This window comes from Pseudonocardia sp. ZF1 (genome assembly GCF_056835605.1).
Map to the genome: position 1 here is coordinate 3,202,369 of NZ_JAJNBY010000001.1, position 12,995 is coordinate 3,215,363.

General features: G+C 76.6%; 11 protein-coding genes and 1 pseudogene. 1 reads left to right on the forward strand and 11 read right to left on the reverse strand.

Translation table 11 applies throughout. From position 1 onward, the window contains the following. Positions 1 to 68: 68 nt before the first annotated feature. From ZF1_RS15545 to metK, 8 genes and pseudogenes are all read right to left on the reverse strand, one after another. Positions 69 to 701 carry a riboflavin synthase gene (locus ZF1_RS15545; protein WP_405416840.1) on the reverse strand — a complete coding sequence of 211 codons (633 nt, stop codon included), beginning with the start codon at positions 699 to 701 and terminating at the stop codon, positions 69 to 71. A 12-nt stretch (positions 702 to 713) separates the two neighbouring features. Further along, entirely contained in the window at positions 714 to 1,745 is a 1,032-nt protein-coding gene (gene ribD / locus ZF1_RS15550) for a bifunctional diaminohydroxyphosphoribosylaminopyrimidine deaminase/5-amino-6-(5-phosphoribosylamino)uracil reductase RibD (RefSeq protein ID WP_482638713.1), read from the reverse strand. Positions 1,746 to 1,815: 70 nt separating this feature from the next. Then, positions 1,816 to 2,502 (reverse strand): ribulose-phosphate 3-epimerase, encoded by a 687-nt coding sequence (rpe, locus tag ZF1_RS15555; RefSeq protein WP_482638714.1) that lies wholly within the window; start codon positions 2,500 to 2,502, stop codon positions 1,816 to 1,818. 77 nt (positions 2,503 to 2,579) lie between these two features. Continuing rightward, a pseudogene (locus ZF1_RS15560) lies at positions 2,580 to 4,031 on the reverse strand (RsmB/NOP family class I SAM-dependent RNA methyltransferase); the annotation flags it as partial. An 890-nt stretch (positions 4,032 to 4,921) separates the two neighbouring features. Beyond that, positions 4,922 to 5,854 carry a methionyl-tRNA formyltransferase gene (gene fmt, locus ZF1_RS15565; protein ID WP_405416836.1) on the reverse strand — a complete coding sequence of 311 codons (933 nt, stop codon included), beginning with the start codon at positions 5,852 to 5,854 and terminating at the stop codon, positions 4,922 to 4,924. Continuing rightward, a complete protein-coding gene (def, locus tag ZF1_RS15570; RefSeq protein ID WP_062403164.1) occupies positions 5,851 to 6,399 on the reverse strand; it encodes a peptide deformylase in 549 nt (182 codons plus the stop codon). Before def ends, fmt begins: the two co-directional genes overlap by 4 nt. 103 nt (positions 6,400 to 6,502) lie before the next feature. Further along, positions 6,503 to 8,596 (reverse strand): primosomal protein N', encoded by a 2,094-nt coding sequence (locus ZF1_RS15575; protein ID WP_476651601.1) that lies wholly within the window; start codon positions 8,594 to 8,596, stop codon positions 6,503 to 6,505. 97 nt (positions 8,597 to 8,693) lie between these two features. After that, entirely contained in the window at positions 8,694 to 9,896 is a 1,203-nt protein-coding gene (gene metK, locus ZF1_RS15580; RefSeq protein WP_238590020.1) for a methionine adenosyltransferase, read from the reverse strand. Positions 9,897 to 10,242: 346 nt separating this feature from the next. Here metK and ZF1_RS15585 point away from each other — a divergent pair, with 346 nt between their 5' ends. Beyond that, entirely contained in the window at positions 10,243 to 10,764 is a 522-nt protein-coding gene (locus ZF1_RS15585; protein WP_224402321.1) for an SH3 domain-containing protein, read from the forward strand. Positions 10,765 to 10,837: 73 nt separating this feature from the next. Here ZF1_RS15585 and coaBC read toward each other — a convergent pair whose 3' ends face one another. Genes coaBC through gmk form a run of 3 tightly spaced genes read right to left on the reverse strand, consistent with a single transcriptional unit; the run spans position 10,838 to position 12,984 of the window. Continuing rightward, complete coding sequence (gene coaBC, locus ZF1_RS15590) at positions 10,838 to 12,055, reverse strand: bifunctional phosphopantothenoylcysteine decarboxylase/phosphopantothenate--cysteine ligase CoaBC (RefSeq protein ID WP_482637608.1); 1,218 nt, start codon at positions 12,053 to 12,055, stop codon at positions 10,838 to 10,840. Between the two features lie 9 nt (positions 12,056 to 12,064). Further along, the gene (gene rpoZ, locus ZF1_RS15595) at positions 12,065 to 12,334 is read right to left on the reverse strand and encodes a DNA-directed RNA polymerase subunit omega (RefSeq protein WP_020627644.1); all 270 of its coding nucleotides are present in this window, start codon (positions 12,332 to 12,334) and stop codon (positions 12,065 to 12,067) included. A gap of 38 nt (positions 12,335 to 12,372) precedes the next feature. After that, on the reverse strand, positions 12,373 to 12,984 hold the full coding sequence (gmk, locus tag ZF1_RS15600) for a guanylate kinase (RefSeq protein ID WP_459559828.1): 612 nt from the start codon (positions 12,982 to 12,984) through the stop codon (positions 12,373 to 12,375). Between the last annotated feature and the right edge of the window lie 11 nt (positions 12,985 to 12,995).

Consider the following 12,995-nt stretch of genomic DNA (forward strand, 5'->3'; position numbering starts at 1 on the left):
GTGCGGGGCGTCGGGCAGCTTGCCCGACCCTTGGCCTGCCGGAGTGACCGGCGACGTCAACGGCTCGCTCACCGGGCGACCCCTTCCTGTCCGGACCCGGGCCCCTGCAGGTACCCCGCGGTCATGCGTTCCACGTACTTGGCGATCACGTCGACCTCCAGGTTGACCGGGTCCCCCGGGGTGCGCGACCCCAGTGTGGTCTCGGCGAGGGTCGTCGGGATCAGCGCCACCCCGAACCCGTCCGGGTACACGGTGGCGACGGTCAGCGAGACACCGTCGACGGCGACGGAGCCCTTCTCCACGACGTAGCGGGCGAGCTCGGCGGGCAGCGAGAAGCGGACCTCGTCGCTGCGCTCGCCGGGGGTGCGGGAGACGACGGTGCCGACGCCGTCCACGTGCCCCTGCACGATGTGGCCGTCGAGCCGGCCCCCGGCGGGTACGGCGCGCTCCAGGTTGACCCCGGACCCGGCGCCGACGGCGCCGAGCGAGGTCCGCTTCAGCGTCTCGGGCACCAGCTCCAGGGTGAGCGTGGCCGCGCCCGGCCCGGTGACGACGGCGGTGAGGCAACAGCCGTTCACCGCGACCGACTCCCCGTGCCCGACCTCGGCGGCCAGGGCCGCGCGCACGGTCAGCACGACGACGTCGTCGTCGGTGCGGACGTCGACGACCTCGCCGACCTCCTCCACGATCCCGGTGAACATCGCCCGTCCCTCCTACTGCGGCACGTCCGGCCCGGTCGGGCCGGATGCCGGTCGTGCGTCGATGACCACGTCGTCGCCGACGCGGTGGACCTCGTCCACGTGCAACCGCACGATGTCGGCGATCGTTACCACGCCCGCGTCGCCGAGGGCGTGCGGTCCCGCGCCGAGCAGGGCCGGGGCCAGGTGCACGAGCACCCGGTCGACGAGTCCTGCGGCGACGAACGCACCGGCGAGGGTCGGTCCGCCCTCGAGGAGCACGTCCACCACGGTCCGGTGGCTGAGCTCGGCGAGCACCTCCCCCGGATCGCGGGTGCGGAGGTGGACCACGTCGGCGGTGCCGGTTTCGTCGGTCCGGGCCAGCCGGGCGCCGGGCGGGACGTCGCGGTGTCCCACCACCACCCGCAGGGGCTGGTGGTCGAACAGGGTGCCGTCGGGCCGGCGGGCGGTCAGCGCCGGGTCGTCGGACAGGACGGTACCCGTGCCCGCGACGATCGCGTCCATCCTGCGGCGCAGGTCATGCACCGCGCCGCGCGCGACCGGGCCGGTGATCCAGCGGCTGGTGCCGTCGGCGGCGGCGACGCGGCCGTCGAGCGTGGTGGCGACCTTCCAGGTCACGTGGGGACGTCCGGTTCGTGTGCGGTGCAGCCAGCCGCGCAGCGGACCGAGCGCGACCTCGTCGGCGAGCGTGCCGAGTGTCACATCCACCCCGGCGGCGCGCAGCCGGTCCAGACCGCCCGCGGCGACCGGGTTCGGGTCGGCGACCGCGGCGTGCACGCGGGCGACACCCGCCTCCAGGAGAGCTTCCACGCACGGCGGGGTGCGGCCGGTGTGATTGCACGGTTCGAGGGTGACCACCGCGGTGCCGCCCGCGGCACGCGCGCCCGCCGCGGCGAGTGCGACCCGTTCGGCGTGCGGGCCGCCGGGTGGCGCGGTGGCGCCGACGCCTGCCACCTCGCCGTGCCGGTCGAGGATGACGCAGCCGACCGCCGGGTTGGGGCTGGTGGTGCCGTGGACCTCCACGGACGCGGCCAGCGCACGGCGCATCGCCGCCACCGTGCGGCGGTCCGGGCCGGTCGGGTCGTCCACTGCTCCTCGCTCCGGGGCCGGGGCGGGCTCAGCCGGCCCAGCGGTGCGGGTTCGCGCGGCGGACGCTGTCGCGCAGCGCGGTGACGGCGCGGCCCGGGTCCTCGGCGCCGTAGACGGCCGACCCGGCGACGAAGCAGTCGACGCCGGCCTCGGCGGCCGCGTCGATGGTGTCGGCGTTGATGCCGCCGTCGATCTCGACGAGCACGGTGAGGTGCCCGGTGTCGACCAGGTTGCGGACGGTGCGGACCTTGTCGAGGACTTCGGGGATGAAGCTCTGCCCGCCGAAGCCGGGCTCGACGCTCATGACCAGCAGCGTGTCGTAGTGGCGGAGCACCTCGACCCAGGGGTCGAGCGGGGTGCCGGGCTTGATCGACAGCCCGGCGAGGGACCCGGCGGCGCGCAGGTTCTTGGCGAGCATCACCGGATCGTGGGCGGCCTCGGCGTGCACGGTGACGTTGCGGGCGCCCGCCTCGGCGTAGCCCGGGGCCCAGCGGTCCGGGTCCTCGATCATCAGGTGGCAGTCGAGCGGGATGTCGGTGGCGGCGCGCAGGCTCTGCACCACCGGCAGGCCGAGCGTCAGGTTCGGCACGAAGTGCGCGTCCATGACGTCGACGTGCAGCCAGTCCGCGCCGTTCCCGGTCCCGTCGCCGCCCACGGCGGCGGCCTCCTCGCCGAGTCGGGCGAAGTCGGCCGAGAGGATGCTGGGCGCGATCATCGGGTGCACGCCGAGGAGGTTACTGGCCGCTCGCCGGCGGCCCCGCACCCGTGGGCGAGGCCGCCGTCACACCGCGGTCAGCCCTCGAGCGGTCGGCGCAGCAGCGCCAGGAACATCGCGTCGGTGCCGTGCACGTGCGGCCACAGCTGGACGGTCGGCCCGTCCCCGAGGCCGGGGACCTCGCCGGGCAGCCAGGCGCGCGCGTCGAGCTGGTCGACGGCACCGGCCGGGCCGGGGCGTCCCTCGCGGCCGACGATCCGGCCGACGACGCCGACGGTCTCCGACACGTGCGGCGAGCAGGTGACGTAGGCGACGACGCCGCCGGGGCGGACGTGCCGCAGCGCGGCGACGAGCAGCTCGCGCTGCAGCCGGGTCAGCGTCGCGATGTCCTCGGGGCGGCGCCGCCAGCGGGCCTCGGGGCGGCGGCGCAGCGCGCCCAGCCCGGTGCAGGGCGCGTCGACGAGCACCCGGTCGTAGCCGCCGTTGGGCAGCGGGGCCTCCCGGCCGTCGGCGACGTGCACGGTGACCGGCAGCTCCGCGACGGACCGGCGCACGAGGTCGGCGCGGTGCTCGCTGGACTCGACCGCGTCGAGCGTCCCGCCCCGCGCGGCGACGAGCCCGCCCAGCAGCGACGCCTTGCCGCCCGGCCCGGCGCACAGGTCGAGCCAGCGGCCGGTGTCCTCGCCCAGCAGCTCGGCCCGGGCGAGCGCGGCGGCGACGAGCTGGCTGCCCTCGTCCTGGACGATCGCGAGCCCCTCGGCGACGGCGTCGAGCTCGCCGACGTCCCCGCTGCCCGGTTCCAGGTGCACGCCGTAGGGCGAGTAGGGCGCCTGCTCGCCGCCGGTGGCCAGGGCCAGCTCCTCGGCGGTGATCTCGCCGGGCCGGGCGAGCAGGTGCACGCGCGGCCGGGTGTCGTCGGCGGCGAGGGCGGCGGTCAGCTCCTCGCCGGTGCCGCCGAGCGCGTCGGCGAAGGCCTGCGCGATCCAGCGCGGATGGGCGTGGCGCAGCGCGGCGTCGCCGACCGGGTCCTCGGCGGGGTCGGGGGCGAGGCGGTCGAGCCACTCGGCCTCGGTGTGCTCGCCGATGCGGCGCAGCACCGCGTTGACGAACCCGGCCGACTGCGAACCGTGGTCGGACCGGACCAGCTCGACGCAGGTGGTGACGGCCGCGTGGTCGGGCACCCGGGTGCGCAGCAGCTGGTAGGCGCCCAGGCGCAGCGCGTCGAGCAGGGCGTGCTCGATCTTGGCCAGCGGGCGGTCGGTGCAGGCGTCGATGATCGTGTCGAGCAGGCCCTGGGCGCGCAGGGTGCCGTAGCCGAGCTCGGTCGCCAGGCCGGCGTCGCGGTCGCGCAGCCGGTGGCGGCGCAGGATGCCGGGCAGGGCGAGGTTGGCGTAGGCGTCGCGCTCGCGGACGGCGGTCAGCAGCTCGTAGGCCGCCTGCCGGGCGGGGTCGACGGCCGGGGGCCTGCCGGGGCCGCTGCGGCCACGGGGCGGGCCGGAGTTGCGGGGGCCGGAGGTGCGCTCGCGGCGGGGGCCGCGGTCCCCGCCACGGTCCCCGCGGTCGTCGCGGCCGCCGCGGCGGTCGTCCCCGCGGTCGGGGCGGGGACGGTCGCCCTGCGGGCGGTCACTGCGGGGACGGTCACTGCGGGCGCGGTCGCCCTGGGGTCGGTCGCCCCGGGGCCGGTCGCCACGCGGGCGGTCGTCACGGTCGTACGGCGGACGGTCACCGCGGGGGCGGTCGTCACGTCGGTCGGGGCGGGGCCCGTCGCCGCGTGCACGGTCGCCGCCGGGGCGGTCGCCGCGCGGGCGGTCGTCACGGGTGCGGTCCTCACGGTTCCGGTACGGCCGGTCCCCACGGGGACGGTCGTCGCGGGTGCGGTCCCCGCCGCGGGCGCGGTCGTCGCCGCGCGGCCGGTCGTCGCGGCCCCGGAACGGGCGGTCGCCGCGGGGACGGTCGTCGCGCGACCGGTCCCCGCCGTCGCGCGGGCGGGCCACGTCGCCGCCGGAGCGCGAGTGGCTGGGCCGGTCGGAGTCGCGCCACCCACCGCCACGGCGCTCCCCGGAGCCACCCGGACCACCGGAGCCGGACCCGCCGCGCCGGTCGCCGGACCCCGGGCCGCCGCCCCAGCCGGACCCGGTGCGCGGGCCGCGGTCGTCGCGCGACCGGTCACCGCGGGCCCGGTCGCCGCCCGACCGGTCACCGCCGGGCCTGTCGCCGCCGCGGTGCCGATCGTCGCCGGCGCGCCGCTCGGGGCGGTCGGACCGGCCGGGCCGGTCGCGGTCGGGTCGGGGGTCCTGCTCGCTCACGTGGTCTCCTCGGCGGGGTCCGCCGTGGCCGGGGGCCGGCCGTCGTCCGGGATGTCGGGAAGTCGGTGTGGTGTCGGGAGGTCGGTGCGCCGGACCGGGGCGGGTGGCGGCGGTCAGCCCAGGTACTCGACGCCGTCGATCCGGGCGCCGCGGGCCCAGTCCGGCGCGGGCATGAACCGCTTGCCCTTCGGCTTCACCTCGCCCAGCTCGACCGGGACGGTCGCGGTCCCGGCCAGCACCCGGCGGCGCTCGACCCGCAGCTCCCCCGGAGCGAGCTCCACCTCACCGGTGCGCAACGGGCGGACCGGGCCGAGCCCGAGGCGGTCGTCGCGGAACCCGCACCACGCACCGGGCTCGGGGGTGACCGAGCGGATCAGCCGGTCCAGCGCGGCGGCCGGGGTGGTGAAGTCGGCGCGGGCGTCGGCGGTCGTGACCTTCGGCGCGAGCGAGACCCCCTCGGCGGGCTGCGGGACGGCGGTCAGCGTGCCGTCGGCGATGCCGTCCAGGGTCGCGGCGAGCAGCCGGGCACCGGACTCGGCGAGCCTGCCCAGCAGGTCGCCCGCGGTGTCGGTCGCGCCGACGGTCTCGGTGACCAGGCCGTAGGTGGGCCCGGTGTCCATGCCCTCCTCGAGCCGGAACGTGGTGGCGCCGGTGACGTCGTCGCCGTGCCGGATCGCGGACTGCACCGGGGCCGCGCCGCGCCAGGCGGGCAGCAGCGAGAAGTGCAGGTTGACCCAGCCGTGGACGGGCACGTCCAGCACCGGGCGGGGCAGCAGCGCCCCGTAGGCGACGACCGGTGCGCAGTCCGGGGCGAGCGCACGCAGGGTGTCGAGGAACTCCGGGTCCGACGGCTTCGCGGGGGTCAGCACCGGGACCCCCGCCGCGTCGGCGAGCTCACCGACCGGGGAGCGGGTGAGCCTGCGGCCGCGCCCGGCGGGGGCGTCCGGGCGGGTCAGCACCGCGACGACCTCGTGGCCGGGGTGCTCCAGCAGCGCCCGCAGCGACGGCACCGCCGGGTCGGGGGTGCCGGCGAACAGCAGCCTCATCGAGCCTTGCCGAACATGGGGTGCGGGCTCGCCTTGACCACCGGCTCGGGCTCGCCGAACCAGGCGGCCTCCCGGATCTCGCGCATCGCCAGCTTGCGGGTCTCGGCGTCGAGCCGGTCGACGAACAGCACGCCGTCGAGGTGGTCGGTCTCGTGCTGGATGGCCCGCGCCAGCAGCTCGGAGCCCTCGACCACCTGCGGCTCGCCGTGCATGTCCCAGCCCCGCGCGACGACGTGCAGCTTGCGCCGGCAGTCCCAGCCGAGCCCGGGGATGGACAGGCAGCCCTCCATGCCGAACTGCTCGTCCTCGCCGACGGCCTCCCAGGTCGGGTTGACCAGGTGCCCGGAGAAGCCGTCGCAGTCGTAGACGAACACCCGCTTGCCGACGCCGATCTGCGGCGCGGCCAGACCGGCGCCGCCCTCGTCGTGCATGGTGTCGGTCAGGTCGCTGACGAGCTTGCGCAGCTCCGCGTCGAAGTCGGTGACCTCGGTGGCGCGGGTGCGCAGGACCGGGTCGCCGAACAGCCGGACGGGCTGGATGGGCACGGGCTTCCCCTCACGGCGGACGAGTGCGGTGATCAGCGCTCCATTGTGCCACTGCGGCACCGCCGCTCCCGTCCGGTGTCACGGCGGTGACGCGGCGCACCGCTCAGTCGATCTCGTCGGGGTCGAGCCGGACCCGGACGGTCTCGGGGGCCTTGCGGGCGGTGCGCAGGGCCTGCGCGTCGTGCAGGGCACGGGCCAGATCGCGACCGGCGCGGCGCGGGACCCGCAGCAGCGCGCGCTCGCGGACCTCGTCGGCGGCGCCGGGCCGGTCCGGCGGGTCGATCTCGACCGGTCCGAGCAGCTCCACCCCCTCGGGCGGGGACGGGTCGACGCGCCCGGTGCCGAGCACCGCGTCGCAGATCTCGGCGACGGCGGCGGGCGGCCCCTCCACCGAGGCCATCCGGATCGCGGGCGGGAACCCCACCTCGGCGCGTTCGGCGAGCTCGGCCTCGGCGTGCCCGGCCGGGTCCCACCGCACCAGCGCCTGCACCGTGGGCACCGACGCCTCGGCCACGACGACGACCCGTCCGCCGTCGGTGTGCGGCACGACCCCGGCGGCCGCGGCGAACCAGCGGCGCAGCGTCTCCTCGGCGACGCGCAGGTCGGGCCGGGCGAGCATCGCCCAGCCGTCGAGCAGCAGCGCGGCGCCGTAGCCGGCCCCGCCGCCGCCGTCGACGACCGGCTCCGCCCCCGGCGTGGCGACGACCAGCGCGGGCCCGGCCGGGACGGTGTCGAGGACCTCGGCGCCCCCGCCGGAGGTCCGCACGGTGATGCCGGGAAAGGCGCGGCCGAGCTCCTCGGCGGTGCGCCCGGCGCCGACCACCCCGGCCCGCAGCCGTCGCGACCCGCAGTGCCCGCAGCGGAACGCCGGCTCGGCCCGGCCGCACCAGCGGCAGGCGGGCAGTGCACCCTCGGAACCCGCGCCGGAACGCGGCAGGCCCAGCGGGCCCGCGCAGTGCCGGCAGCGGGCGGCGTCGCGGCAGGACGCGCACGCCAGGAACGGCAGGTAGCCCGACCGCGGCACCTGCACCAGCACCGGGCGCCCGGCGGCCAGCGCGGCGCGGGCGGCCTCGAACGCGACGCCCGGGACGCGGGCCGCGCGGGCGGCCGGGTCACGCACGAGCTGGGTGTCGGTCTCCCCGATCGCGGTGACCCGTGGCATCCGGGCACGCACCCCGGCACGGTCGGCCGCGATGGGACTCGCCCAGCGGGTCTCGACGAGCACCTGCGCCTCGGCGGTCCGGGCGAACCCCGCGAGCAGCAGCGCGGCGCCCTCGCGGTGCGCGCGCAGCACCAGCACGTCGCGGACCTGCGGGTAGGGGGCGCGGGGCTCGGAGTGGGAGTCGTCGCCGTCGTCCCAGACGGCCAGCAGGCCGAGCTCGCCGAGCGGGGCGAACGCCGCGGACCGGGTGCCGACGACGACGCGCACGCTCCCCCGCCGCACCGCCAGCCAGCGCCGGTAGCGCTCGGCGGGCCCGAGCTCGGCGGTCAGGGCGACCACCCCGTCCTCGCCGAGCAGCGCCGCGCAGGCGCCGTGCAGCCGGGCGACGTCGCGCTGGTCGGGGACCACGAGCAGGGCCGAGCGGCCGGCCGACCGGGTGGCGACGGCGGCCTCGGCCAGCCGGGCCGCCCACTCCTCCCCCGGCAGCGCCTGCCAGACGGCGTGCGCGGCGCGCCCGCCCGCCAGCGCGTCGAGGAACGCACCGCCGCGCGGGTAGGCCTCCCAGCCCGCACGGTCGACCGGGGCGGGCTCGGCGGCGCCGCGTTCCCGCGGGGTCTCGGACTCGACGCGGGCGTGCCGGGCGGGTACCGCGAGGCGCACGACGTCGGCCATCACCCCGGCGTAGCGGTCGGCGACGGCCCGGGCCAGCCCGGCCACCTCGGCGGTGAGCACCGGTTCGGGCGAGACGACCTTGTCGACCCAGGCGAGCTTCCCGGCGTGGGCGGTGTCGTCGGAGCGCTCCAGCAGGAACCCGTCGACCAGCCGGCCGGCGAACCGCACCCGCACCCGTACACCGGGGACGGCGGCGTCGTCGAGATGGGTCGGGACGCGGTAGTCGAAGGCCCGGTCCAGGTGCGGCAGCGCGACGTCGACCAGCACCCGCGCGACCGGACGGGCCGGGGCGGGCTGCCACTGCCCCCGGTCGCGCCCCGGGCGGCGGGCGCGGGCCGCCGGGGCCGTACGCGGAGAGCTCACGCCGAGGGTCTACCACGCGGCACCGACGCCCCCCGGAGACGCCCGTGGCCGCCGACCGCGCGGGGCGGTCGACGGCCACGGGGCACGTGCTCGGCGCTCAGCCGCCGGCGACCGACTTCAGGGCGTCGGCGCGGGAGGTGTCCTCCCACGGCAGCTCGACGTCGGTGCGGCCGAAGTGGCCGTACGCGGCGGTCGGGCCGTAGATCGGGCGCAGCAGCTTCAGGTCGCGGATGATCGCGGCCGGGCGCAGGTCGAAGACCTCCTCGATGGCGGCCTGGATCCGCGCCGGGTCGACGTTCTCCGTGCCGAAGGTCTCCACGAACAGCCCGACCGGGGCGGCCTTGCCGATCGCGTAGGCGACCTGGACCTCGATCCGCCCGGCGAGCCCGGCGGCGACGGCGTTCTTGGCGACCCACCGCATGGCGTACGCGGCGGAGCGGTCGACCTTCGACGGGTCCTTGCCGGAGAAGGCGCCGCCACCGTGGCGGGCCATGCCGCCGTAGGTGTCGACGATGATCTTGCGGCCGGTGAGGCCCGCGTCACCCATCGGGCCGCCGAGCACGAAGCGGCCGGTCGGGTTGACCAGCAGCCGCGGCTGCGACGGGTCCCAGCCCAGCGCCTCCACCTCGGGGGTGACGACGTGCTTGAGGATGTCGGGGGCCAGCATGCCGTCGAGGTCGACGTCCGCGGCGTGCTGGGAGGACAGGACCACGGTGTCGAGGCGGACCGGCTTGTCGCCGTCGTACTCGATGGTGACCTGGGTCTTCCCGTCCGGGCGCAGGTACGGCAGCGTGCCGTTCTTGCGGACCTCGGTCAGCCGGCGCGACAGGCGGTGCGCCAGCGCGATCGGCAGCGGCATCAGCTCGGGGGTGTCCTCGCAGGCGTAGCCGAACATCAGGCCCTGGTCGCCCGCGCCCTGCTTGGCGATCTCGTCCTCGGCGGACTCGACGCGCTTCTCGTAGGCGGTGTCGACGCCCTGGGCGATGTCGGGCGACTGCGCACCGATCGCGATGTTGACGCCGCAGGACGCGCCGTCGAAGCCCTTGGCGGAGGAGTCGTAGCCGATCTCGAGGATCTTGTCCCGGACCAGCTGCGGGATCTCGACGTAGGCGTTGGTGGTGACCTCCCCGGCGACGTGCACCTGACCGGTGGTCACCAGGGTCTCGACGGCCACCCGGCTGCTCGGGTCCTGCGCGAGCATCGCGTCGAGGATGGTGTCGCTGACCGCGTCACAGATCTTGTCGGGGTGGCCCTCGGTGACCGACTCGCTGGTGAACAGGCGACGGCTCGTGGTTGACACGCGCAGTTTCTCCATCCCGTTGGAAACGTTCTCCACTCCGGCGCGACGACCCCGCCGCGCTCGCTCGGACGCACGACCATGATCGCGAGCGCCCCTCGGGATGCAGGGTAGTCCAGACCGGCCGCCCGTACGGGACCCGCACGAAGGAACTCACACACGGAGCGTGACAACGCCCGGCGAGTTCGCTACCCGGCGTCGCCGGATGGGGTGATTGACCCTCCGCTCACGAATCGAACGGGCGTCGGCTCGTTGGGCGGGACAACACCTCGCACGCCCCGCGGGGTCGCCCACGAACGGATCCGCACGGTGGCCGCCCCGGCCCCGGCGGCACGGAGGTTGTTCCACCATGAAGCCGAACTCGCGACGCGTCGCAGCCGTCCTCGGCGCACTGGCCGTGGCCGGCGTCACCACCACCGGGATCATCGCCGGCACCGCGTCGGCCGCCGGTACCGGCACCTGCACCCAGAGCGTCAACGTCCGCTCCGAGCCCGAGGCCGACGCGCCGATCGTCGGCGTGTGCGAGCGGGGTGAGTCCACCTCGACCGGGGAGACCCAGGACGGGTTCGTCGAGCTCCCCGAGTACGGCGGCTGGGCGATGTCCCGATACGTCTCGACCTCCGGCGCCGAGCGCTCCGGGTCCTCGGAGGACTCGCTGACCCCGAGCAGCACCGAGCGGTCGGCCCCGTCGACCTCGTCGCCGTCGACCGCGAGCCCGCGGTCGACCTCCTCGGCGACGCCGTCCACGTCCTCGCCGCGGTCGACCTCGTCGGCCACGCCGTCCACGTCGGGTGAGGGGTCGGGCGAGGGGTCCGACTCCTCCTCCGACGAGGCGGAGCCGACGCGCAGCTCCTTCTTCGACGAGGACTGAGTCCGGTCGCACACGACGACGGGCCCGCGCCGGGAGTTCCCCGGTGCGGGCCCGTCGTCGTGTGCGGGGATGCTCAGCGCAGGCGCGGGACGACCGCGTCCCAGATGCGGGAGGCGAGCAGCGCCTTGGAGCCGAACGGCAGCTCGTCCTCGCCGCCGTCGCGGGCGAGCAGCCAGCCGGCGTTGTCCGTGGTCTCGAAGGCCTTGCCGTCGCCGACCGCGTTCACCACCAGCAGGTCACAGCCCTTGCGGGTGAGCTTGGCGCGGCCGTGGTGGAGCACGTCGCCGTCGGCGTCGCCGGTCTCGGCGGCGAACCCGACCACGACCTGACCCGGCCGCGGCGGGTCGGCCACCAGCCCGGCGAGGATGTCGGGGTTCTGGGTCAGCCGCAGCGGCGCCGGCTCCGCGTCGCCGCGCTTGATCTTGTCGACGGCGGTGTCGACCGGCCGGAAGTCCGCGACGGCGGCGGCCATCACCACGGCGTCCGCGTCCACAGCCGCACCGCGAACGGCGGCCTCCATGGCGACGGCGGTCCCCGCGGCGACCACGTCCACCCCCGCCGGGGCGCCGAGGTCCGCGGTGTGCCCGGCGACGAGCGTCACCCGCGCGCCGCGCTGGGCGGCGACCCGGGCCAGCGCCCAGCCCTGCCGGCCCGAGGACCGGTTGCCGAGGAAGCGGACCGGGTCGAGGTCCTCCCGGGTCCCACCGGCACTGACGACCACGTGGCGGCCCTCCAGGTCCCGCGGCAGCGCGTCCGGGCGCTCCAGCAGCAGCCGGGCCAGGTCGACGATCTCGGCCGGGTCGGGCAGCCGGCCCTTACCGGTGTCCGCGCCGGTCAGCCGGCCCGCGGCGGGTTCGATCACCACCGTGCCGCGGGCGCGCAGCAGGGCGACGTTGTCGACCGTCGCGGGATGCTCCCACATCTCGGTGTGCATCGCGGGCGCCAGCACCACCGGGCACCGGGCGGTCAGCAGCGCCGCGGTCAGCAGGTCGTCGGAGCGGCCGTGCGCGAGGCGGGCCATGAGGTCCGCGGTGGCCGGGGCGACGACGACGAGGTCCGCGCCCTTGCCCAGGGCCACGTGCGGCACCTCGTGGACGTCGTGGAACACCCCGGTGGCGACGGGCCGGCCGGACAGGGCCTCGAACGTCGCGGCCCCGACGAACCGCAGCGCGGACTCGGTGGGGATCACCCGCACCGCGTGGCCGGACTCGGTCAGGCGACGCAGCACCTCGGCGCTCTTGTAGGCGGCGATGCCGCCGGAGACGCCGAGGAGCACCTCGGGAGGAGCCATCGAGAGGTCTTACTCGCCCTCGGTGTGCTCGAGCATCCCCGCCTGGATCTCGCGCATCGCGATCGACAGCGGCTTCTCGCGCGGGCCCGGCTCGACGAGCGGGCCGACGTACTCGAGCAGGCCCTCACCGAGCTGGGAGTAGTAGTCGTTGATCTGCCGGGCGCGCTTGGCCGCGTAGATGACCAGCGCGTACTTCGAGCTGACCTGGCCGAGCAGGTCGTCGATCGGCGGGTAGGTGATGCCCTCGGGGGCGGTGGAGGTGCCGGTGGGCGTGCTCACGTGGTGGACTCCTGAAGAACGAGGGGGACCGGGGGCGCTCAGACGGCGCCGCGGTCGACCGCCAATGCTACCAACCGGCCGATCACGGCCTGCAGGTCGTCGTTGACGACCACCTCGTCGAACTCCCCCTGGGCGTCCATCTCCTCGATGGCGGTCCGCAGCCGGCGCTCGCGCTGCTCGGGGGTGTCGGTGCCGCGGTCGGTGAGCCGGCGGGCCAGCTCCTCCATCGACGGCGGCGCGACGAAGACGGTGACGGCCTCGGGACGGACCCGCTTGACCGACCGGGCGCCCTGCAGGTCGACCTCGACCAGGACCGGGCGGCCCTGGGCGAGCGCCTGCTCGACGGGCGCGGCGGGGGTGCCGGAGCGCTGCAGCCCGCCGTGCACCTCGGCCCACTCGAGGAGTTCGCCGCGCTCGACGAGCGCGTCGAACTCCTCGCGGGACACGAAGCGGTAGTCACGGCCGTCCACCTCGCCCGGCCGCGCGGGCCGGGTCGTGGCGGACACGCTGAACAGCAGCTCCGGCAGCGCCTCGCGCAGTCCCGCGACCACGCTGCTCTTGCCCACCCCGGAGGGCCCGGCCAGCACGAGCAGCCGCCCGCGGGCGGGACCGGTCCGGCCGGAGGACATGACGGAGGAGGTGTCGGTCACGGGACGCCCGG